The organism is Uliginosibacterium aquaticum, from assembly GCF_012972705.2.
Taxonomy (GTDB): Bacteria; Pseudomonadota; Gammaproteobacteria; order Burkholderiales; family Rhodocyclaceae; genus Uliginosibacterium; species Uliginosibacterium aquaticum.
The window spans coordinates 318,577-340,994 of sequence record NZ_JABCSC020000001.1; the positions used below are offsets into that span (position 1 = coordinate 318,577).

The 22,418-nt window shown below is 65.0% G+C and carries 19 protein-coding genes; 4 read left to right on the forward strand and 15 right to left on the reverse strand.

Features of this window, described 5'->3' with window-relative positions; all coding sequences use genetic code 11:
* Positions 1-38: 38 nt before the first annotated feature.
* Together HJ583_RS01485 and HJ583_RS01490 are read left to right on the forward strand one after the other, a co-directional pair.
* On the forward strand, positions 39-1,091 hold the full coding sequence (locus tag HJ583_RS01485; protein WP_170019892.1) for a sensor histidine kinase: 1,053 nt from the start codon (positions 39-41) through the stop codon (positions 1,089-1,091).
* A complete protein-coding gene (locus tag HJ583_RS01490; RefSeq protein WP_101941927.1) occupies positions 1,091-1,855 on the forward strand; it encodes a LytR/AlgR family response regulator transcription factor in 765 nt (254 codons plus the stop codon). The genes HJ583_RS01485 and HJ583_RS01490 overlap by 1 nt, the downstream gene beginning before the upstream one ends.
* A gap of 65 nt (positions 1,856-1,920) precedes the next feature.
* Here the strand turns inward: HJ583_RS01490 and HJ583_RS01495 are convergent, their stop codons facing one another.
* Positions 1,921-2,256, reverse strand: coding sequence for a TfoX/Sxy family protein (locus tag HJ583_RS01495; protein ID WP_170019894.1), 336 nt, complete (start codon positions 2,254-2,256; stop codon positions 1,921-1,923).
* A gap of 148 nt (positions 2,257-2,404) precedes the next feature.
* Between HJ583_RS01495 and HJ583_RS01500 the strand changes: the two genes are divergently transcribed.
* Positions 2,405-2,950, forward strand: coding sequence for an NADPH-dependent FMN reductase (locus HJ583_RS01500; protein ID WP_170019896.1), 546 nt, complete (start codon positions 2,405-2,407; stop codon positions 2,948-2,950).
* Between the two features lie 68 nt (positions 2,951-3,018).
* Here the strand turns inward: HJ583_RS01500 and HJ583_RS01505 are convergent, their stop codons facing one another.
* From HJ583_RS01505 to HJ583_RS19285, 12 genes are all read right to left on the reverse strand, one after another.
* Positions 3,019-3,594, reverse strand: a complete 576-nt coding sequence (locus HJ583_RS01505) for a hypothetical protein (RefSeq protein ID WP_101941924.1) — start codon at positions 3,592-3,594, stop codon at positions 3,019-3,021.
* Between the two features lie 285 nt (positions 3,595-3,879).
* Entirely contained in the window at positions 3,880-4,167 is a 288-nt protein-coding gene (locus HJ583_RS01510) for a hypothetical protein (RefSeq protein ID WP_170019898.1), read from the reverse strand.
* A gap of 107 nt (positions 4,168-4,274) precedes the next feature.
* Positions 4,275-5,894, reverse strand: a complete 1,620-nt coding sequence (locus HJ583_RS01515; RefSeq protein ID WP_170019900.1) for a methyl-accepting chemotaxis protein — start codon at positions 5,892-5,894, stop codon at positions 4,275-4,277.
* Between the two features lie 87 nt (positions 5,895-5,981).
* The gene (locus tag HJ583_RS01520; RefSeq protein ID WP_170019902.1) at positions 5,982-6,698 is read right to left on the reverse strand and encodes a substrate-binding periplasmic protein; all 717 of its coding nucleotides are present in this window, start codon (positions 6,696-6,698) and stop codon (positions 5,982-5,984) included.
* A gap of 172 nt (positions 6,699-6,870) precedes the next feature.
* Complete coding sequence (locus tag HJ583_RS01525; RefSeq protein WP_170019904.1) at positions 6,871-7,302, reverse strand: hypothetical protein; 432 nt, start codon at positions 7,300-7,302, stop codon at positions 6,871-6,873.
* A 14-nt stretch (positions 7,303-7,316) separates the two neighbouring features.
* Positions 7,317-9,347, reverse strand: coding sequence for a methyl-accepting chemotaxis protein (locus tag HJ583_RS01530; protein WP_170019906.1), 2,031 nt, complete (start codon positions 9,345-9,347; stop codon positions 7,317-7,319).
* Positions 9,348-9,367: 20 nt separating this feature from the next.
* Complete coding sequence (locus tag HJ583_RS01535) at positions 9,368-11,581, reverse strand: methyl-accepting chemotaxis protein (RefSeq protein WP_170019908.1); 2,214 nt, start codon at positions 11,579-11,581, stop codon at positions 9,368-9,370.
* Between the two features lie 21 nt (positions 11,582-11,602).
* The gene (locus tag HJ583_RS01540) at positions 11,603-14,365 is read right to left on the reverse strand and encodes a bifunctional diguanylate cyclase/phosphodiesterase (RefSeq protein WP_170019910.1); all 2,763 of its coding nucleotides are present in this window, start codon (positions 14,363-14,365) and stop codon (positions 11,603-11,605) included.
* Positions 14,366-14,456: 91 nt separating this feature from the next.
* Positions 14,457-16,364: a B12-binding domain-containing radical SAM protein gene (locus HJ583_RS01545; protein ID WP_170021288.1), complete on the reverse strand. Its 1,908-nt coding sequence runs from the start codon at positions 16,362-16,364 to the stop codon at positions 14,457-14,459.
* Between the two features lie 68 nt (positions 16,365-16,432).
* Entirely contained in the window at positions 16,433-17,035 is a 603-nt protein-coding gene (locus HJ583_RS01550; protein WP_170019912.1) for a hypothetical protein, read from the reverse strand.
* 116 nt (positions 17,036-17,151) lie between these two features.
* Positions 17,152-17,886: a hypothetical protein gene (locus HJ583_RS01555; RefSeq protein WP_170019914.1), complete on the reverse strand. Its 735-nt coding sequence runs from the start codon at positions 17,884-17,886 to the stop codon at positions 17,152-17,154.
* A 100-nt stretch (positions 17,887-17,986) separates the two neighbouring features.
* Complete coding sequence (locus HJ583_RS19285) at positions 17,987-18,478, reverse strand: Lrp/AsnC family transcriptional regulator (RefSeq protein WP_328824797.1); 492 nt, start codon at positions 18,476-18,478, stop codon at positions 17,987-17,989.
* A 112-nt stretch (positions 18,479-18,590) separates the two neighbouring features.
* On the opposite strand from HJ583_RS19285, the gene glmS reads away from it, so the two are divergent.
* The gene (glmS, locus tag HJ583_RS01565; RefSeq protein WP_170019916.1) at positions 18,591-20,429 is read left to right on the forward strand and encodes a glutamine--fructose-6-phosphate transaminase (isomerizing); all 1,839 of its coding nucleotides are present in this window, start codon (positions 18,591-18,593) and stop codon (positions 20,427-20,429) included.
* On the opposite strand, the gene HJ583_RS01570 is transcribed toward glmS, so the two are convergent.
* Complete coding sequence (locus tag HJ583_RS01570; protein ID WP_170019918.1) at positions 20,430-21,398, reverse strand: FHA domain-containing protein; 969 nt, start codon at positions 21,396-21,398, stop codon at positions 20,430-20,432.
* Positions 21,376-22,350, reverse strand: a complete 975-nt coding sequence (gene ttcA, locus HJ583_RS01575; protein WP_328824798.1) for a tRNA 2-thiocytidine(32) synthetase TtcA — start codon at positions 22,348-22,350, stop codon at positions 21,376-21,378. The genes HJ583_RS01570 and ttcA overlap by 23 nt, the downstream gene beginning before the upstream one ends.
* Between the last annotated feature and the right edge of the window lie 68 nt (positions 22,351-22,418).

Genomic DNA, 22,418 nt, shown 5'->3' on the forward strand with positions numbered 1-22,418 from the left:
GCCGCAACGAAGTGGCCCGTCAAGGCCGGTAAATAACCATGGCAGCAGCGCCGGAGAAGTCCGCAAGTATAAAGCAAGCCTCGGAGCGCTCCGCGATCCCCGAGCGCCTGCGCGTGCCGGTGCCGGATTTTCGCAATCTCGGTGCCGTACTGAGGGTGCTGCTGGTCGGCAATGTGCTGATGCTCATTACCGTGCTGATCAGGGCGCCGGCGCTGGGGGAGATTGGTCAGACCCTGCTGATGATGGCCGGACGGGTTGAACTGCCGCTGATCCTGTTCGCGACGGCCTTGTTCGTGCTTGGCCACTGGTTGAGCCACCTGAACTGGCGTGACCTCACGCTTACTGTGGCGAGCCTGGCCCTGGCTTCGACCATCTTTTGCCAATCGTGGATCCTGCTGCCGGTGAATGCTGATGGTTATCTGCGTGGGATGATCTGGGCGCTGGCCAGCTCGATCTGTGTGATGGCCTACTTCCGCTGGCGCCAGATTGCCCAGATGCCGGCGCTGGGGGAAGCGCGGATCCTTGCGCTGACGGCGCGTATCCGCCCGCATTTCTTCTTCAACTCGATCAATGGCGTGCTAGGCGTGATCCGCTCGGACCCGAAACGAGCCGAGGAAGCACTGGAATCGATGGCCGAACTGTTCCGCGAGCTGATGCGCGACAGCCGCGAGCTTGTCACCTTGTGTGACGAAATCGAGCTTTGCAACCGCTACCTTGAGCTGGAGCGCCTGCGTCTGGGCGAGCGCCTGAAAGTGAAGTGGGAGCTTAAACATGCGCCGCTCAACGCCCAGGTTCCACCGCTCATGCTGCAACCCCTTATTGAGAATGCAGTGTTTCACGGTATAGAACCGAACCCTGAGCCTGGACAGATACTGATCCGCATTGTGCGTCGCGGCAACATGCTCGACATGCGGATCAGCAACCCCGCCCACAAGGTGGAGCGGCGGGCGACTGGTAACCGGATGGCGATGAACAACATCCGTGAGCGCTTGACCCTGTTTTTTGATCTTGAAGCAACCCTGACAACCGAAGAAACCGACGGCGAGTTCAGGGTGCGTGTCCGCATCCCACTACGAAGGGAGGAGAAGTAATGGAAGCTGCAGCAACACTGGCCGTACTGATCGTTGATGACGAAGCCCCGGCTCGCGAGCGCTTGCGCGACCTGCTGGGCGACATTGCCGCAGATCAGCCTACCCGTGTGGCCGGGATGGCCGGCAATGGCCTGGAAGCGTTGCGCATGCTTGAAACCACTGCGGTGGACGTGATTCTGGTGGATATCCGCATGCCGGCCATGGATGGCATCGAATTCGCCCAGCATGCCAGCCGCCTCAAGAATCCCCCGCGTCTGATTTTCGTGACGGCCTATGACGAACATGCGGTACAGGCTTTTGAGCTGAATGCCATCGATTATCTGCTCAAGCCGGTGCGTGCCGAGCGCCTCTCCGCTGCGCTGCAGAAGGCCCGCCAGGCTACTCCGGTGAGTCGCGAGAATATCGACACGATCGCTGAGCCGCGTCGCCACCTGACCTGCAGCGAGCGCGGCAAGATCCATCTGATTCCGATCTCGGATGTGCTCTACCTGAAGGCGGAGCTCAAATATGTGACCTCCCGCACGGTGGCGCGCGAGTTCCTGCTCGAAGAGTCGCTGGTGCAACTGGAGCAGGAGTTTCCGGATCGCTTCGTGCGTATTCACCGCAATTGCCTGGTGTCGCGTGAGGCGGTGGTTGGCTTCGAGCGCTCGGTGGGTGAGGATGGGGGCGAAGGCTACTGGAGCGTGCGTCTCAATGGCCTCGCCGAACTGCTGCCAATCAGCCGTCGCCAGTGGGCCAACGTGCGGGCTGTGTTGGGCGATTGAAGGCTGCGTGCCTGTCAACGAAAACGCCGGCAGCCGCCGGCGTTTTCGTTTCCGCCCGAGAGGAGTCAGGGCTTGCGCGCGCGCAGGGCCGCCGCCAGCGCGCTGCGCGCCCACGGGCGCATCAGCTCGGGCGAGTCCAGGGCTTCGTCCGGGGCACGGTGGTAGCCCAGCTGCACGATCTTGCCGCGCGCCTCATAGCGGAATGCTTCCAGTGCCTCGCGCTCGAACTCGGCGCGGTTCTCTGCATCGGTTTTGAGATAGAGCTGATCGTCGATGACGATGGCAAAGAAATGCTCGTCACAGTAGAGGCCTGCACCGCCGAACATGCGTTTGCTGCGGATGCGGCCGAGCGGAGCGAGAAGTTCGCAGATGAAGGCCAGATAGTCGGCGGAGATGGGCATGGCTGCTAAATCCCGGCAGGCAAAAAAGTAATCTTATCCGCTGCCGGCTGGCCGTGCAGGTGAGGCTGCCGGGCAGGGCAGAACGCTTGGTCTAAAGTAGAGAGGCCGTTCGCTGCGGCATCCTCCAACTCTCGATAAGGACAGCATCATGGCATTCAAACTTGTGGGTATTTCGGGCAGCCTGCGCAAGGCTTCGTGCAACAGCGGCCTGTTACGCGCGGCGCAGGAGGCCTTGCCGGCCGGAGTAACGCTGGAGATTGCCGATCTCACGGATGTGCCCTTCTACAACGGCGATCTCACGGAGAAACCGGCGGCGGTTAAGCGTGTGCTGGCACAGATCGGGGCGGCGGATGCGCTACTGTTGGCCTGTCCTGAATACAACTATTCGGTCGCCCCGGCGCTGAAGAACATTCTCGACTGGGCGTCGCGCGAACCGGACAATGCCTTGCTGGCCGAGAAGGCGGTGGGCCTGATGGGCGCCGGTGGTGGCATGGGCACTTCCCGTTCGCAATATCACCTGCGTCAGAGCTGCGTGTTCCTGAATCTGCATCCGCTGAACAAGCCCGAGGTTTTCAGCAATGCCTTTGCTGGCGGCTTCGATGCGGCGGGCAATGTGACTGACCCGAAGATCCGTGAGCAGGTTGCAGGCCTGGTTGAGGCGCTGGTGGTGTGGGCAGGCAGGATCAAGGCCTGAGCGCACGCGCACCAGGCGCCGCCATGGCACAAGGTGAAGCCCGGGTCACCCAGGCTTCACCGGAGGGCTCAGAGCGATTCCAGTTTGATGGACTCGATCTTCACGCGGGCACCGGATTCGGCGCGCAATTGCAGGAAGGAGCGCGCATCGCCGAGGCTGGCGGTGAACACGTTGTCTCCGGTCTTCAACTCTTTCACCGGCACACGGGCGATGACAGAGGCTTCGCCATGCGGTGACAGCGTCATCTTGGTGCTGCTGTTGTTCACGTAGATGAAGAAGTTGTCCTTGCCTTCGACCAGGCTGCTGGCCTCAGTGATCCGCAGCGTGATGCGGTAGGGCTTGCTCAGGTCGATCACGCCTTCGGGGCGGCTGGAGGCGGAGGATTCCTCTATCTTGCCGGCAGCGCCGGACACTGCGCCGAGGGTGATGCGACCGTTCTCGAGGAGCAGGTTGCCGGCCTCGCTTTTCGGTTCGCCGAAGGTGATGGCGAAATAGGCTTTGGCCGGATCTCCCGGCAAGGCCTTGAAGGCCGGGGTGAAGATCTGCTCGCCGGTGAAGCGGGTATTGAGCAGGTCGGCAGAGTGGGCCAGGCCACACAGGCCGAGACCGAGGGCAAGCGCCAGTACGGTTTTACGAAGCTGCATTACAGAGTCTCCAATCATGTATCAGTTTTGTAGGCCGACGGACGAGTCATGATCCTGCCCGTGGCGGCTCCGGCGAGGCCGTGACCGGACTTGATGATGGAGGGATTCCCTGCTCTGAAAGGGGCCTTTCGTAAGGCTTTTGGTGACGTCCAGCGCGGCGAAGATATGCAATTGTGCTGGCTCTGAGATGAGCGGCGCAGCGTGCGGGAGCAACGGTAAAAGACAGGCTGCGCGCCCCTCTTGGGGGCGTCGCCGCCTGCCGCTTGGTGATGCGGGGTCGGCGCTTCAGCGCGGCGGGGGCGGTTGGCCGCCAGGGCCGCCCTTGGGCATGGCGGCCAGCGTGCCATTGAAACTCTGGCAGGTGCCGCTGAAGGTCTGACCTTCCGGCCCGGCAAAGCTGACCTCAGAGCCCTCACTCTTGCCCTTGCAGGCGGCAATGGCTTCGGGGGGCGGGCCCGGCGGACGGCCAGCGGCGGTACTGGAGGCGGAACTGCTGGCAGCCTGGGTGCCGCTACTGCTCAGCAGGGCAATGAGGAGGGCGGGGCCAAGCAAGGCGGGGAAACGACGCAACACGGGGATCTCCTGAGCGTGGATGACCCGCTCAGTATTGTCAGTGCGTTTTCGGCAAGCCAGTGTTTTGACCCCGGCAGCGGATTCTTTGCGGCGCTTTGCACCGGTTTTCAGATCCTGAACTGGCGCACGGTGTCCGTGAGCTCGCTCATGTTCTGGCGGGTCTGGCCGACGAGCTGGTCGAGTCCGCTGGCGTTGTGGCTGGTGGTGACGGCAGACTGGCTGACGCGTTCGATGGCCTGGGCAATGCTGTGCTGGCTTTGGCGCTGACCATCGAGGGTGGCACTGATGTCACGCATGTTGCCGAGTACGCCGGCGGCAGCGCGAGGGATTTCGGCAACCGCATCGGCCGATTCGGCGGCGCGGCTGATGCCGGCACTGACGACCTGCACGCTACTATCCACGCTGTTGACCGCGGCTTCGCTGGCATGACGAATGCGTTCGATGAGCTGAAAAATTTCATCGGTAGAGCGGCTGGTGCGCTCTGCCAGTTTGCGCACTTCATCCGCCACCACGGCAAAGCCGCGCCCCTGTTCGCCGGCGCGGGCTGCTTCGATGGCGGCATTCAGGGCGAGCAGATTGGTCTGATCGGCAATTGCGCGGATCGCCACGACCACTCCGGAAATTTCGTTGGCATGCTGAGCAAGGCTGCTGATGACGCTGGAGACTTCGCGCACGCTCTGGCCGATGCCTTCGAGCTGGTGGGCGGTGTCACGCACGCTGTCGGCGCCGCGCTGGGAGAGCTCGCCGGCACTCTGGGCCGCATGCACCGCATCGCGGGTATTGGTGGCAACGATTTCGATGGCCTCGGCCGCCTCTTCGAAGCCAGCCAAGGCCTGCTGCAACATCTGGCTCTGGTCGCTGGCGCCGCGCTGGACTTGCTCCGAGAGCTGGTGGGCGGCGTCCATGCCCTGCTGTACCGCGCGTGAGGTGGCATGGGTTTGGCTGATGACCTGGCGCTGACTGACCAGCATTTGTTGCAAGGCCTGAGCCACGCTGCGCACCTCGCGGCAGCCTGCCTCCTCGATAGGCAGGGTGAGGTCGCTGCTGCGCGCGATTTCGCTGGCGCTCTGGGCCAGCTGGCGCAATGCCGGCACGCTGCTGCGATGAACGAAAAAGGCAGCACCGCAGAGCAGGAGTATGCCGCTGAGGGCACTGAGCAGGATGTTGCGTCGGGCGCTATCGGCGGCTTGCTGGGCGAGGGCCGACTGCTCAGCGCTGCTCAGTTCGATGCTGTCGGTAAGGGCGGCGAGCTGGTCTTCGAGGGCTTCGAAATCGGCGTGAAAGCTGATGAGCCGGCTGTGCTGGGGGTCGTCCTGTGGTTGGGCGAGGAGAGTGGTGGCGCTGGCGAGGTAGCGCTCCAGTACCGGCCGGGCCTGCTCGGCGATCGTTTGAGCCGCCGACGGCAGTTGTGCGAGATTGGTGCTGAAACCCGATTTGAGCGCCGCCGCGTGTTCGTTGAAATCCTTGCGTGCCGCCTCCAGTTCGGGGCCGCCGCCGGCGTTGAGAAAGGCCTTGTAGACATCGGCACGGATGGCGTCATGCATCATGTCGACGTCGCTCTGGGTGCGGGTGAGCTTGCCGCTGTGCTGGATGGCCGCATTGGAGCTGGTCAGTGCCGTGAGGCTGGCCCAGCTGATGGCTGCGGACAGGGTGAGGATCAGCATGGCCGTGGCGACCAGGCAGGCGAGCAGGCCGGCCAGAGGGGCGGCAGCAATGGTCTTGTTCATCAGGCGGACCTCACGGTGCGGAGCACAAAGGTATAACGGCCCGCTGCCGAGCGACTTGACCGGCTTGGCGGATGGCAGGGCTGCGCCTCAGCTGCATTGCAGCCAGCGCTGGCGTACGCTTTCCTGTAGGCGTTGCAGGCTGCCATCCTTCTGCATCTGCTGGAGCGCGCTGGCGAGCTGCCCGACGAGCTCGGCGTGCCGCTTGTTGAGGTGGTGGTAGAGGTCGATGCGGACCAGGCTGCCTTCCTGCATGCGGATGCCCTTGAGGCCTAGCTGCAGGGGGCGACAGGCACTGCCCCGGGTGAGCAGCACGAGGTCCACCCGGCCGGCCTCGAGCTGGCGGAAGGCCTGGTCGCCATCGGTGGCGTAGAGCACCTGGAAACCGTCCGCCGCGAGTTCCTCAAGTTCCTTGATGCCGCGCACCGTTGACAGACGGAAGGGGCGCAGGCTTTCCTTGCCGGTGACGCGCAGGCGCTGGCCACGGCCGTAGGCCACGAAGTCATCCTGGGCGAGAGGGATGGGAACCGGGATCAGGGCCGGGTAATTGGACATGCCGGGCGTGGTGCGCATCAGATCACCGTCGATGGCGCCGATGTTGGCCTCGACCAGGCCGCGCTCCAGCGGCATCGGGGTGATGCGCAGACTGTGGCCGAGGCGGCGGTAGGCTTCGGTGGCGACGCTCTGACTCATGTCCAGCGCCATGTGTGGCCGCCCCGGCGCACTGATGACGTATTCACGCGCGCTGGCCGTGCTGGTGAGCAGCAGGCAGATCAGGGCAGCGCAGAGTGGGCGGTGAAGACGCATGGCAGCACGGGTGGACAGAGCTGCTTGCAGTCTAGGGTGGGGCTCGCCGGCGTGCGTGGAGCCTGCGCCTCAGGGCGGGGTGGTCGGTGCGGCGGCCAGCGTGGGGGCTGCGTCACGCTAGGGCTGCCAGCTCACCGGCGCGCTGGTGGGGCCTGAAAATAGGCAAGGCCGTTCAAGGCGCTAATCCGCTGGCAGGCGCGGCTGCCTGGACGGCGAGTTCGGCAAGCTTGCGGTGGGCGGCATGGGTGGCGTGGGGCAGGAGGCTGGTGAGATCGGCAGGATCGAAGCGGGCAGGGTCGATCTTCTGGCCGTTGGCGAATGTGAGCTCCACCGCGCCCGGTTTTTGATGGCAGATGCCGATCAGGAGCAGGAAGGGCATCGGGTTTCCGATGCGGGGCACCGAGCCGCGCAGGGAATCTCCATTGAGGACGAGAAAGGGCAGGGCGTTGCTGCTGTGGCGCACCGTCCAGATGTGTTCGCGCTGGTCTGTCTTCGTTTCGAATTTGGTGATCGTGTTCCAGCGTGCGATCACGGCTTCGGCGGCCGCAATCAGGCTGCGCCAGTCAAGGCTGCTCTTCCACATGAATTCGTTGAGCCCGTTCATGTTTGCCTCCTGGCTTAGACGCCGTTGCGGATCTGGCGGATCTGGCCAGCCAGCTGGCTGGCCAGCGCATCCAGTGCGCGTGTGGTGATGAGGGTGCCCTGCGCGCTGCCATTGTTGGCTTCGGCCATCTGGGCAACGCGTTCGATGTTGCGGGCAATGTCGCTACTGGTCGCGCTCTGCTCGCGCAGGGCCGCCGAGATGTCGGCCACTACGCCGACCAGCCGCGCCGAGGACTGCTGGATGCTGCGCATGGCTTCGCCGGCTTCGCGGGTGAGGCCCACGCCATCGGCTACGCGGGCCACGCCTTGCTGCATGGAGCCAACGGCATCGGTGGTGCCGCGCTGGATGGTTTCGATCATGGCCGTGATTTCGAGGGTGGCACGGGCAGTGCGCTCGGCGAGCTTGCGCACTTCGTCGGCCACCACGGCGAAGCCACGTCCGGTTTCACCGGCCCGTGCGGCTTCGATGGCGGCATTCAGGGCGAGCAGATTGGTCTGCTCGGCGATCTCTTTGATGGTGCTGACGATCACGCTGATGCGCTGCGAGTTTTCAACCAGCTCGTCGATTACCACCGAGGATTGCTGCACCGCCTCGGCGATTCGGCCGATCTCGGCTTCGGTGCGGGTAGACAGCTGCTCGCCGGCGGCGGAGGCCTTGCCTGAGGCCGCGGCCATGCTTTCGGCGTCTTCGGCAAAGCGTGCGATCTCGTTGATGCCCACCGTCATCTCTTCCATGGTGGCGGCCATCGCACCGGAGGCTTCGCTCTGGCGTGCGGATTCCTGCGATACGGCCTGGGCGCTGCTGCTCAGTTCGCGGGCCGCGGTTTCCACTGCGGCGGCGGTACTGGCTACGCGCTGGACAACGCCATCGAGCGATTCGAGCATGGCATTGAAACGCGTGGCGACTTCGCCGAGTTCATCCTGGGTGGTGTGCTCCAGACGATGGGCAAGGTCACCGGCGGCGGCGCGGCGGGTGCCATCCGTGAGCTGCTCGACGGTATCGCTGACCGCCAGATACATGCTGATACCGATGTAGGCCAGCAGCAGCACCATGCCCAGCGCCAGCAGGTTGAGCAGCCAGAAACGCGCGGTGAGTGAGAAACTGCGCCAGCCGATGATGCCGTCGAGCTCGTCGATGACTCCGTCGGCGGCCTTTTCGTCGAAACTGCGCATGGCTTTCAGGCTGGCGCTGGCGAAGTCTTCGGCCTTCATGTCACGCGAGCCGGCGAGGATGCTGCTGCGCACGCTCTCGGCGAACTGCTGGTTGGCTTCGCTGAGCGCCTTGTGGCCCGCGCTGAGTTGGGCGGCCAGGCCGCTGTCACCGCGTCCAGCGCGGGCAAGCTGTTCGGCGAGCGTTTCTTGCCCCGCATTGATGGCATCCAGCATGGCACCCATGCGGCGCCATTCGCGGGCGAAGCCTGCTACGCCCAGCACCATGACACCGGTGTTCCTGAGCTCGGCGAGCTGATCGCCAAGCGCCGGCAGGGTGATCACTACGGCCTCGGCAAGATAGGCGGCGCGCGGGTCCGGATCGCGCATCAGGCCGGAGGCATCGGCCAGCTCGCGCAGGAAGGCCTGCTGGGCTTCGATCAGCGGGCGATGGGCCGTGGCGAGCGTGCTGCGCTCGGGTGGGGTGGCCGGATCGCGGAAGGCCTGCCAGGCGCTGTCCACTTTCTTCCAGGCTTCCGCAAGGCCCAGCTCGGGGGCATCGGCAACGGCCTCGGCGAGCTCTTTGAGCGCCTGGTCGGCCGCCGTGCGGCGCGCATTGGCGAGTTCCTTGTGTTTGTCGTCGCCTGCTGCGAGCAGGCTCACGCCGACGTAGTTCTGGGTGGCCAGCAGGGCTGCGCGGGCCTCGTTGTGGATTTCCAGTCCGAGTTCGGCGCGCTGGGTGCTGGTGAGCGCGCTGCGCATCTCGACGGCCAACATGAGCATGAAGTAACCCATGGTGACGACAGCGAGGGCGCCAATGAGGCCGAACTTGAGGCGGAAGTCGAGCCGCTTGAGCAGCGCGATAGCCGGGGCGAGGAGCAGGGTAAGGAATTTCATGGTGGCGTTCCTGGGCGTGCTCAGGTGCGGAAGCGGCGGATGTCTTCGCCGAGGCGGGCGGACAGGCCAACCAGCTCGCGCGCGGTGTGGTTGGTGCGGGAGACCTGCGCATGGTTGGCTTCAGCCATCTGAGCCACGGCCTCCACGCTCTGGGCGATTTCGGTGCTGGCCGCCGCCTGCTCGCGCAGGGCACCGGAGATCTCGCTGACCGAGGCCAGCACGCGGGCCGATTCGTCGCGGATCTGCTGCATGGCGGCGCCGGCCTGGTTGGAGAGGTCCACCCCGCCCTGCACGCGGCGCACGCCGTCCTGCATGGCCGCCACGGCGCGGGTGGTGCCGGCCTGGATGGCGACCACCATGCCGCCGATCTCGGCGGTGGCGCGGGTGGTGCGCTCGGCGAGCTTGCGCACCTCGTCGGCTACCACGGCGAAGCCGCGGCCATCTTCACCGGCCCGCGCGGCCTCGATGGAGGCATTCAGGGCCAGCAGATTGGTCTGGTCGGCAATTTCCTTGATGGATTTGACGATGCCGCTGATCTGGGCGGAATTGCGCCCCAGCTCGCTGATGACTTCGGAGGAGCCACGCACCGCAGCGGCGATCAGCTCCATCTCGCTGACCGTGCGCGCCACCACTTCGCCACCGCTGGCCGAGAGCTGGCCGGATTGGGCAGCCACTTCATCGGCCGCACCGGCGTTGCGCGAAATTTCGTCGATGCCAACGGTCATCTCCTCGACGGCGGCCGCCATGCTGGCGGCCGCTTCACTCTGTTGTTCGGAGCTCTGGGCGACCTGGGCGGCCGAGCTGGCGAGGCCTTCGGCGGCACTGCCGAGCTCCTGCGAGGTGCGCTGAACCTGCTGGATGATGGCAGCGAAGGCGCCGGCCATGTGATTGAACTGGGCGGCCACGCCGCGCAGCTCGTCGTGGGCAGAGTAGGCCACGCGGAAGCCCAGATCGCCCTCGCCGATGTGGCGGGCGCCTTCCGAGAGCTCGCGTACCGACTGCAGGATGCTCACGAACAGCGCGGCACCGCAGTAGAGCAGGCTCAACACCAGCAGGCTGCCGATCAGGCTGGCGATCCAGAAGCGTTCTTCGAGGCGGCTGGAGCGAGCCTGCAACTGCTTCTGCAGCACCCCGGCAAGCGGCGCGGTGTGTTCGAACTGCGCCAGGGCGGCGCTGCGGGCGCTGCCGAGGAATTCTTCACTGCTGAGCGCGAAGGCGCCTTTGCGGATCTCGCGATCGGTGACCTCGAGGATTTCCGCCCAATGCGTGCGCAGCTCACCGGCTGCGGCTTCAAGCTCGCTGCGGTTGGCGGGATTGGCATTGGCCGTGCGGGCCAGGGTATCAAGCAGGGCATCACGTGCGCGCTCGGCGTCCGTGGTGATGGCGGCCATCCGGTTCCAGTCGGCGCCCATCTCCTTGCTGCCCAGCAGCAGGGCCGAGGTGTTGCTGAGTGCGGCGAGTTGTTCGGAGGCCTGGGGCAGTTTGCGGATCAGCAGGTCGGCGATCAGCGCGGCTTCGCGGCGGTCGTCCGCGAGGAGGCCGCTGGCTTCGCCGAGATCACCAATGAAGTCCAGCAGCAGGCGGCTGAATTTGGGCTGGGCGGTTTTCACGCTCTCGGCCGTGAGCGTTGCCTCGCCGCTACGCAGCTTCTGTGCTTCGCTGCGCAGGGCAGCCCAGCGTGGGGCGAGGGCGAAGCTGTCGCCTTCCTGCTTGAGTGCATTGTCGACGGCGGCGAGAGCGGATTCCAGCGCCGCCCCCTTGGCCGCCACGCCGGCCGCGAGGTTCGGATCGCCAGCGGCCGCCCAGGCCTGCAGGCTGTACAGACGGTTAGCCTGAAGGGCCTCTGCGAGAGGGGGGTAGAGCGCCAGGGCACGCGCTTCGCTGCGCGCCGCGTTGATTTCGCTGCGCATCGAGACATTCAGGCCGACCACGTAAAGGCCGGTGGTGGCCAGCGCCAGCGCCCCGAGCAGACCGAACTTCCAGATGTAGCGACGGGCGTTGAGCAGGCGGATACCGGGGCCGAAGAAGGCGCGCAGGCCCCCTTCGCGGTAGGTGGCGAGGGCTTGCTGGCGCACGGCCTGGAGTTGGCCGAGCACCTGGCCCGGTTGCAGGCGCATGTGCAGACCGCTGGCCCGGGTGGCGAGGCCGGCCGGCAAGCGTGCAGCAAGGAAGCTCAGCAGAGGCTGGAAGAGCCGCTGGAGGAGGCTGAAGAGGAGTTTCAGGAGTCTCTGCATGGAATCTCTCTCGCGGCGGGGTCAACCCGTCTGGATGGGAAGCGGGGCCTGCATCACCCGCAGGGCGGCGGCATGGGCCATGGGCTTGCTGAGCACATAGCCCTGGGCTTCGTCGCAGCCGTACTCGCGCAGGCGACTGAGGGTCGCGGGGTCTTCCACGCCTTCGGCCACGACCTGCAGGCCGAGGCTGTGGGCGAGGCCGATGGTGGAACGCACGATGATGGCGTCCTGATCGTCGTGGAGCATGTCGCGCACGAAGGAGCGGTCGATCTTCAGGGCGTGCAGCGGCATGCGCTTGAGGTAGGCCAGCGAAGAGTAGCCGGTGCCGAAGTCGTCGATCGACAGGCGCATGCCGAGCTCCGCGAGGCGCTCGATGGTCTGCATGGCGCGGTCGGGGTCGGTCATCAGCGCCGTCTCGGTGATTTCGAGTTCCAGCGAGCCCGGCTGGAGGCCGTATTCCCGCAGCAGCTCGGCGAGGGCTTCGGGCAGGGTGATGTCCAGCAGATTGCGGGTGGACAGGTTGATCGAGGTGGAGATGCACAGGCCCGTCTGCTGCCACAGGGCCAGCTGGCGCACGGCGGTGCGTGCCACCCACAGGGTCAGCGGGCGGATCAGTTCGCTGGTTTCGGCAAATTGCACGAATTCGCCGGGCGGGATGAAACCCAGCTTCGGATGCTGCCAGCGTACCAGCGCCTCGCAGCTGCACCAGCGCCCTTCCTGCAGGCTGTAGCGCGGCTGATAGTGGAGTACCAGTTGCTCGCTGCGGATGGCCGAGCCGAGCTCGGTGATCATGGCCAGGCGACGCGGGTTGTGGGCGTCGTGGCTGTTGTCGTAGAGGCTCACCGAGCTGGCATTGCCCTTGGCGGCATACATGGCCACGTCGGCGCAACGCAGCAGGGCATGGCTGGTGCCGCCATGCTGCGGATAGACCGCCACACCGATACTGGCGCCGAGTTCGATGAAGATGCCTTCGACCTCGATCGGGGTGCGCAGCGCCGCAACGATGCTGCGGGCGATGTTCTGGGCCTGGTCGGCATCTGTCACCGAGCGCAGCAGGATCGCGAACTCATCGCCGCCGAGGCGTGCCAGCATTGCGTCCTCGCGTTCGATGGCGGCCTGCAGGCGGGTGGCGACGAGTTTCAGGAGCTGGTCACCGGTTCGGTGGCCCAGGGTGTCGTTCACTTCCTTGAAGCGGTCCAGATCGAGCAGCATCAGGGCCAGCTGGCGTGGGCTGCCGGCGATCCAGCGCAAGGATTCGGTGGCGTCGCGGTGCAGCTGGGTGCGGTTGGGCAGGCCGGTGAGCGAATCGTGGGTGGCCTGGAACTCGAGCGCCTGTACGCTGCGTGCGTTGGCCAGGGCCAGCGACACGGTCTGGCTGACGGCGCGCAGGATCTCCAGTTCGGCATCCGAAAACTCGTTGCCGCAGTCGTAGAACTGCAGGCCGATCACACCCAGCTGCTTGTCCTGATAGACCAGCGGCAGCACGGTGAAGGAGTGGATGCCGTCGATCAGTGAGCGCTCGCGGATGGCCGGATCGATACGCTCGTCGTCCTCGACGTTGGTGCAGTGCAGGATCTGGCCCAGGGCCAGGGCCTGACCGGAGAGGCTGCGCTCGATCGGCATGCGCCGGCGGGCGGCGATTTGCGCTGGGGTGTAGCCGGTTGAGGCGATGACTTCGAAGTGCTCGCCATCTTCGTCAGCCAGATGGAACAGGGACAGCGGTGCGCGCTGCAAGAGCTGCAGCACGCGCAGGGTTTCGTCGGCGATGGCTTCGGAGTCCGAGCTGCGGTGCAGCTGGCTGGCGAGGTTCAGCACGACCTGGAGGGCCAGGTTGCGCTGCTTGAGCAGCTCGGCCGAAGTCTGGCGGATCTGCTCGGCGAGGCGGCGCTCGGTTACGTCACGCACGATGGCGGTGACCTGGCAGCGCCCGGCCAGCCAGATCGCGGACAGGCTGACCTCGGTTTCGATGCGGCTGCCGTCGGCGCGGCGATGGGTCCATTCGTACTGCTGCGGGCCGACATCGATGGCTGCCTGCAGCAGGCCCTCGGCCTTGTCGTCAGAGCGCCGGCCATCGCCCTGGATGTCCGGCGAGAAGTCTGTCACCGGTTTGCCGATCAGCTCGGCACGCGGGCGCCCGAGCATCAGCTGGGCCTGGGGATTGCAGTCGGCGATGAGGCCATCGACGATGGTCAGGATGGCGTCGCCGGCGGCGTCGAAAATGCTGCGATAGCTGCGTTCGCGATCCTTGAGGGTATGGAAGACCTGCAATTGGGAGAGCAGATCGGCCACCGAGATGGCCAGGAGCTGTTCGTCCCGGCTCCACAGGCGCGGGCTGCCCAGATGCTCCAGGCACAACACCCCGGCCAGCTGACCGGCTTCGTGGAGGGTGGCTTCGAGGCAGGCGCCGATGCCAAGCGGGCGCAGATGGCCCGGATAGCGTTCCTGCACACGCTGGTCGTTGGCGGCATCGGGCACGTCGAGCAGGCGTTCTTCATCGAGCACGCCGAAGTAATGCGGAAATTGCGCTGCCGGCAGGCTGGCGCCGGACTCGAAGCCCTGGCGGTCGGTACGGAACAGCAGCTGGCAGACCAGCTCCTGGCGGTCCGGCGACATCCGCCAGACGCTCGCGCGCCCCACCTCCAGCACCTCGGCGAGGGTGGTCGTGACATTGCGCAGGGCGCTGTAGAGATCGCCGCTCCACAAATGCTCGTCCTTGGCCAGCCGGATGAAGGCGGCCTGCAGGCGATTGCTCAGCTTGTCGAAGGAATCGGTGGCGGGATGCATGCTGCCGCTTGGCTCTGTCTGTATTCGTTTGTCGGGGCGAAACGGGCCTACAGGCAGGAGTAACGGCAGAGACGGCAAAAACTGGAGGGGCTCAGCCCTCCTGGAGGGCGCGGGTGATGAAGTGCCTGGCGACCTGCGGGCGCGGCACGCGACACTCCTCGAACCAGTTGCGCACGTCCTGATCCAGCCCGATGCCGTGCATGAAGTTGTAGATGGCTTTCGACAAGGCCCGGCCCAGAAGGGCGTGATCGACGCCGCTGGGGTCGATGAAGGCGATGTCGTTGTTGGCGAATGTGCCCTTGGGGCGGGGGATCAGGCGGATGCCGTAGTCCTCCGGGTGCTGGCCGACCGGCGAGTGCACGGTGCAGGAGAAGCGGTGGAAGAAGCCGGACTGGATGCAGCCGGCGGCAAACAGTTGGCGCACGTACTCGAGGGCATCGACCGTGTCCTGTACCGTCTGGGTGGGGAAACCGTACATCAGGTAGGCGTGCACCAGGATGCCGGCCTCGGAAAAGGCATGCGTGACGCGCGCCACCTGCTCGACCGAGACGCCCTTCTTCATGAGCTTCAGGAGCCGGTCCGAGGCGACTTCCAGCCCGCCCGAGATGGCGATGCAGCCGCTTTGCGCAAGCAGCTCGCAGAGTTCGGGGGTGAAGCTCTTCTCGAAGCGGATATTGCCCCACCAGGTGATGGCGAGATTCCGCCGCAACAGCTCTTCGGCCATGGCGCGCAGGGCTTTGGGCGGCGCGGCCTCGTCCACGAAGTGGAAGCCGCTCTGACCGGTTTCGGCGATGATGGCTTCGATGCGGTCCACCAGGGTGCTGGCATTGGCGGCCTCGTAGCGCGAGATGTAATCCAGACTCACGTCGCAGAAGCTGCATTTCTTCCAGTAGCAGCCGTGGGCCACGGTCAGCTTGTTCCAGCGCCCGTCTGACCACAGCCGATGCATCGGGTTGAGCATGTCCAGCACCGACAGGTACTGGTCGATCGGCAGGCCGTCCCAGGTGGGCGTGCCGACTTCGTTGAAGGGCACGTCCAGCTCGGGGAAGTTCACATAGCGGACCCGACCCTCCGTGCGCAGGAAGGTGCGCACCAGGCGCTCCTGCGAGCGCTGGCCGGCAAGATGATCGAAGAGCGCGAGGGTCGGGCGCTCGCCGTCATCGAGGGTGATGAAGTCGAAGTAATCGAAGACACGCGCTTCGCTGAGTTCGCGCAGTTCGGTATTCACATAGCCGCCGCCGAGCACCACGGTGATGGCCGGGTCATGGGCCTTGATCGTCTGGGCGATGCGGAAAGCCCCGTACACCGAGCCCGGGAAGGGCGTGGAGATCAGCACCACCTGTGGCGCATGGCGGGCCAGTGCCTGCAGGGTCAGGCTTTGCAGGGTTTTGTCGATCAAGTTCAGCGGTGCGGCCAGCGCGGCAGCCAGCGGATCGAAGCTGGCGGCGGACTGGGCGATCGATTCGGCGTAGCGCACGAATTCGAAACGTTCATCGACGGCCTCGCGCAGTACATCGGCCAGATCGTTCAGGTACAGGGTTGCAAGGTGGCGGGCGCGGTCCTGCAGGCCCAGCGAGCCGAAGGCCCAGCCGAGCGGATCTTCGTCTTCCTCAACGAGGTATTCGTTGAGCGCGTTGAAACGAGCCCCCTCGGGCAGCAGCATGCGGCCGCAGATGCGGAAGGCCAGGGTCGAGTCGCGTCCCTGCAGGAAGGCGATCACCGGATCGATGGTGGCTGCGTAAGCGGCGAAATGCTCGAGGAAAAAGGCGGTCGCCGCGCTGCGCTGCTTCACTGGCAGGCGCTGCGCCACGCTGCGGATCTCTTCCAGTCCCGTGCGCGAGAACAGGCGAAGCACCAGGGCGATGGCCAGATCCTCCTGCGCCGCCGTGATTCCCTGCTGGCGCAGGAAGCCGGTGAGGTAGGCGGTGGAGGGGTAGGGCGTATTGAGCTGGGTCATCGGCGGGATGACGGACAGCACGCGGAGCGGAGAGACAGACATCGGCAGGGCGGCAGGGGGCGGAGACGCCATTCTACGTTGCTCCCGGCCGCCTTCCCCGGCGGGTGTTGTCAGCCGGCCTGACGTCTGGCAATGGTCGGGGTGATGCGCAAGGCCAGTTCGCTCTCGATTTCGTGGGCGGTGCCGCAATGCGAGCAGACGAAACGTGAGTGCAGGCGGCCATGCCCGCCCTGATCGGCGGGGGCGCGCTGGGTCTGGCGGGCGGCTTCGGCAGCGGATTGCCTGAGAACCGCTTCAGCGTCCGCAAGGCGCTGCTGAGCAACTTCCAGGCGCTCGAAGCCGGAGCGGTGCATCCAGTCTTCAGGAAAACTGGGTTTGGCGGCAGGCTTCGGCGGTGCAGCGGCTGGGCGGGGCGGCGGCAGATTGGGCGGCTGCAGCACGGGAGCGAGCGGGCTTGCGAACGCCGGCTGGTTCTGCAGGCCATCCATGGCTTCGACGCTGACGAGCATGCCCAGAGTTTCAAGGGTTTGCTGGTAGAGCAGGGCGGCGGCGGCGTCGAGCCCCTGTTTGAGGGTCACGCGCTGGCCGGAGAAAATCTGGATGGTCTGGCTGGCGCTCGCACCGAGGCGCAGCTTGGCCTGGGTCATCACATCCGTCCGGTTCAGGCCTGCTCGCAAGCGCCCCTCGAACACGATGCGAAACTGTTTGTTCATGCGCCTCTCCGTTGTTTTTGTGGGTGCTGCGATGGGGCTTACAAGACTAGCGGAGAGGGGCCTTGTTCGGGGAGGAAACAAAACCTGGCGGGCCTTAAAACGGCCAAGGGTGTGAATTAAGTCGCGCCCTGAGCGGCGCCCGGGGCTTTGGCTGCCGGCTCGCCGAGCAGCACCTGCCCCTGCAGGGTGTGGGCGTGGCCACAGTGCGGGCATTGCACGCTGCCACTGAGTGTCAGCCCGGCCGTTGCAGATTTGGCGGCGGAGGCTTGCTGCACCGTGACCGTCATGGGCGATGCGGCGGGGTCCGGGCGCGGCATGGCGGCGGGAGCCAGTGCCGGCGAGGAAATCACCACCGGGGTTTCCTCGCCACTGTTGCCATTGAGCAGGGCTTCGGCGCGGGCGAGGTTCAGGTGGGTGCGGGCGAAATCGGCAAACCCTGTCTCGCTCAGCCAGCCTTCGGTGCGGGTCGCACGCTCGGCAAAGGGCTCACTCTTCGCCGGCTGAGGCTTGGCGGGCTGGGTTGCGGCAGGTGTCGGCGCGGTAGGTTCTTCGGGTTTGACGACCGGCACCGGAGGCTGGGCCGGGGTGAGCGACGGAATTTCCTGCGGAACCCGCGAGGCGGCGGGCGCTTCCAGAGTGACATCAAGTCCCAGTTCCTGCAGTTTGTGCAGGTAGCCCAGCGCAGAAGGCTCGTCGAGATCCTTCTTGAGTACCAGCGGGCGCCCTGAAAACATCCGTACGAGTTGCTCCGGCGTAGCCTTGAGGCGCTCGCGAGCGTGCCGGCGCACCAGGTCGAGCGAGAATCCGGGCAGGATGCCGCCGCTGAACACGATGCGAAAGACGCCAGACATAAACTTGACTCCGGGTGTAGGTGTTTGTCCTACTTTACCAAGAACTGCGGACTCCGCGTGAAACTAAATGTGTCTTTACAACTCACTGTTTTGGCAGCGCTTATTGCTCGGCAGCGGGCAGGCTGATGTGGGGCGAGAATTTCGCCCGATGGACCGAAAAGAAGGCGCGCACATTGCGCACATTGGCGTCGGTGGCGAACAGGCGGCTGGCGGCAGCCTGATAGGCCGGCATGTCCGCCACCTGCAGGATCAGTACGAAATCCGGCCCGGAGCTGACGCGGTAGCACTGCTGCACAGCACTGTCGGCTACAGCCCGTGTCTCGAAGGCGCTCAGACGCTCGGCGGCCTGCTGGTCCAGCGTGAGCTCCACGATGGCGGTCAGGCCAGCACCCAGCTTCTCCGGTGACAGGATGGCCACCCGACTTTCAATGATGCCGGCGTCGATCAGACGCTTGACCCGCCGCAGGCAGGTGGCTGGCGAGATATGGACGCGCTCGGCCAGAGCCTGATTGGTCAGCGAGGCATCGAGTTGTAACTGGGCGAGGAGGCGTAGATCAGTAGCGTCCATGAGAAGGGCGAAATAAAATTTCACGAAAAATTGTTTGTGAAATTTTATTCTACTTACTGGCTAATTATGCAAGCTTGTTTTGTTCTGGCTTGTCTAGCATTCAGTCCATCGCATTCTTCCCGAAGTGGAGCTTTCCATGTGTGGCATCGTCGCAGCCGTCGCCCAGCGCAATATCGTGCCCATCCTCGTCGAAGGCCTCAAGCGCCTCGAATATCGTGGCTATGACTCCTGCGGCGTGGCCGTGCATCAGGATGGCGCCCTGCGCCGCGCGCGCTCCACCTCGCGGGTGGCTGAGCTGGATGCCCTGATCCACGAAGACAAGGTCGAAGGCTTTACCGGCATCGCGCACACCCGCTGGGCAACCCATGGCGTGCCGGCGGTGCGCAACGCACATCCGCATTTCTCGCGCGAGCGCATCGCCCTGGTGCACAACGGCATCATCGAGAACCACGACGAGCTGCGCGCCGAGCTGCGCGCCAAGGGCTACGAGTTTGCCAGCCAGACCGATACCGAAGTGATCGCTCACCTGGTTGATCATTGCTATGACGGTGATCTCTTCGCTGCCGTGAAACAGGCCATCGTGCAGCTCAAGGGGGCCTATGCGATTGCCGTGTTCTGCCGCGACGAGCCGCATCGCGTGGTGGGCGCGCGCGCCGGTTCGCCCTTGATCCTCGGCGTGGGTGAAGGCGAGAACTTCCTTGCTTCAGACGCCATGGCACTGGCTGGCGTCACCAACCAGATCGTGTATCTCGAAGAGGGCGATGTGGTCGATATGCAGCCCGGCAAGTTCTGGATCGAGGCGCGCCAGGGCGAGGGAGCGCAACTGGGTTTCGTGCGTGTCGAACGCGAAGTGCGCACGGTGTACGCCCACTCCGGTGCTGCCGAGCTGGGGCCTTATCGTCACTTCATGCAGAAGGAGATCTTCGAGCAGCCGCGCGCGATTGGCGACACCCTGCAAGGCGTGGAACATATCAGTCCGGAGCTCTTTGGCGACGGTGCCTACAAGGTTTTCAAGGATATCGACTCGGTGCTGATCCTCGCCTGCGGCACCAGCTATTACGCTGGCTGCGCCGCCAAGTACTGGCTCGAATCGATTGCCGGCATCAGCACCCAGGTGGAAATCGCCAGCGAGTACCGTTATCGCGACAGCGTGCCGAATCCGCGCTCACTGGTGGTGACGATTTCCCAGTCTGGCGAAACCGCCGACACCATCGCGGCGCTCAAGCACGCGCGCAGCCTGGGCATGGAGCACACGCTCACCATCTGCAACGTATCGACCAGCGCCATGGTGCGCGAATGCAAGCTGGCCTACATCACGCGTGCCGGCGTCGAGATTGGAGTGGCCTCCACCAAGGCTTTCACCACCCAGCTGGCAGGTCTGTTCCTGCTGACCCTGGCCATCGCCCAGACCCGTGGGCGCCTCAGCGATGCGCAGGAGGCCGATTACATCCGCCAGATGCGTCACCTACCGGTCGCGCTGCAGGCTGTGCTGGCGCTTGAACCGCAGATCATGAGCTGGAGCGAGGCCTTTGCGCGCAAGCACAATGCACTTTTCCTGGGGCGTGGCCTGCACTACCCGATCGCTCTGGAAGGCGCCTTGAAACTCAAGGAGATTTCCTACATCCACGCCGAGGCCTATCCGGCCGGCGAGCTCAAGCATGGCCCGCTGGCGCTGGTGGATGCCGAGATGCCGGTGGTGACGGTGGCACCGAATGATGCACTGGTCGACAAGCTCAAGAGCAACATGCAGGAAGTGCGTGCGCGGGGCGGCGAGCTCTATGTCTTCGCCGACGCCGACTCACGCATCGAGAGCGAGCCGGGCGTGCACGTCATCCGCATGCCCGAGCACTATGGTGCTCTGTCGCCCATCCTGCATGTGCTGCCGCTGCAGTTGCTGGCCTACCACACTGCCTGCGCCCGCGGCACGGACGTGGACAAGCCGCGCAATCTCGCCAAGAGCGTGACGGTGGAGTAATCAGCGCAGGCCGATGTCGAAGTACACCACTTCGGCACCGACCTCGGTCGGCGAGTAGCCGAAGGCGATGCGGCCGCGCAAGGGCAGGTCCGCTTCGCCACGGCGCAGCACCACTTCGTTGCCGGCATCGTCGACCATGAAGGTGCCGTTGGTGCTGGTGTCGATCAGCACGAAGTGGTTGTGCCGCCACTCGATGCGGGCGTGATGGCGCGAGGCGCGGCGATCAGCAATGACCAGATCGTTGCCTTCCTCGCGGCCGGCCAGCACCACTGGCTGGTTGTCCGAGACCGACAGGGTGTTCTTGTTGTGGCGCAGCATCAGTGAAGTACGCTGAGGCGCTGTGGCGGCCTGGTTGAAGACCGGCGACTGGCTGTGCGGGGCCGTGTCAAAAGCGTGCTGATCCAGGGCCAGTGAGGTGGAGGTCGGTGCGAAAGCTTCGACCACGCTGGGCGCGGCGGCCGGCGTGTGGCCCGGACGGAAAACATAGGCTTGCTGAGCAAAGCCGGCAACCTGTTCCGGGGAAAGCTGGCTGCGCACGTTGTCGGGCATGGCGTTGGCGCCCTCGCTGCTGACCAGGACCTGATCCGCCGGGGCCAAGGCGACCAGTTTGCGGGCATCGGCAATGACGGCATCGGCCGGTTGCTGGCTCATGGCATCCAGATTGCCCGCATGAATCGCAACCTGTACAGAGAGAGCTACGCCGGAGACCGGCGGCAACTGCTTGACGCGTGCGCGCAGGTCGAAGGCGGCCAGGGCGGCATTCTCGCCGCGTGGGAAGTGGGCGATCAGGGTGCGGCCGTCGGCCTGCACGATGTAGCCGCGGTAGGCGTCTATGGAGCGCTCTGCGCGGTTGCGGCAGCGCTCGACGGCGCGTTGGGTTTCCACTGCGCCCAGTTTGCCGAGCAGCGGCGCATCGCCGGTGACTTCGGCGATGAGCACGCAGGTGTCAGGAGTGGGCTGGCTGGTCATCGCTCTGGAGACTCCAAGGGTTTGCAGTTCGGGTGTCAGGGCTGGCTTGATTCCAGAATACGGTGCTTGCACCGCTTGCCGCCAGCGGCGAAACGGGAAGATCAGGCGCGTCGAAAGCGATGTCGCCCTCGCCAATCACGGCATCGCGGGTCAGATCCTTGAAGCCGAACAGCGCATTATCCGCCAGATGGCTGGGCACGACGTTCTGCAAGGAGGTGGCGATCGATTCGATGCGCCCCGGGAAAATGCGATCCCACTCGGCCAGCTGGGCCTTGATCAGCTTGCGCTGGGCGTTCTCCTGCGAACCGCACAGGTTGCAGGGGATGATCGGGAAGTCCATGGCGCGCGCGTACTTGGCCACATCTTTCTCGGCACAGTAAGCCAGTGGGCGGATCACCATGTGCTGACCGTCGTCCGACAGCAGCTTGGGCGGCATGGCCTTGATCTTGCCGCCGAAGAACATGTTCAGGAACAGGGTTTCGATCAGGTCTTCACGGTGGTGGCCGAGCGCAATCTTTGTGGCACCGAGTTCCTGGGCCGTGCGGTAGATGATGGCGCGGCGCAGGCGCGAGCACAGCGAGCAGGTGGTTTTGCCCTCGGGGATTTTTTCCTTGACGATGGAATAGGTGTCCTCGGTGACGATGCGATATTCCACGCCTAGAGATTCGAAGTAGCGTGGCAGCACGTCCTCCGGGAAGCCTGGCTGGCGCTGATCGAGGTTCATCGCGATGATGCGGAAACTCACCGGCGCGCGTTCGCGCATGGCCATCAGCAGGTTGAGGAGCGCATAGGAATCCTTGCCGCCGGAGCAGCACACCATGACCACGTCGCCTTCCTCAATCATGTTGAAGTCGGCAATGGCCTGGCCGATAGCGCGGGTAAGGCGCTTCTTCAGACGCTGGGCGGTGTTCGAAAGATCTTCGACGGAGATGCGGGACTGGATGGTTTCCACGGTGCGATGCTTGCTGCTGGACAAGTTCTGATTATATCGGTGCGCTCCGCCTGACCGGGGTGACCCCG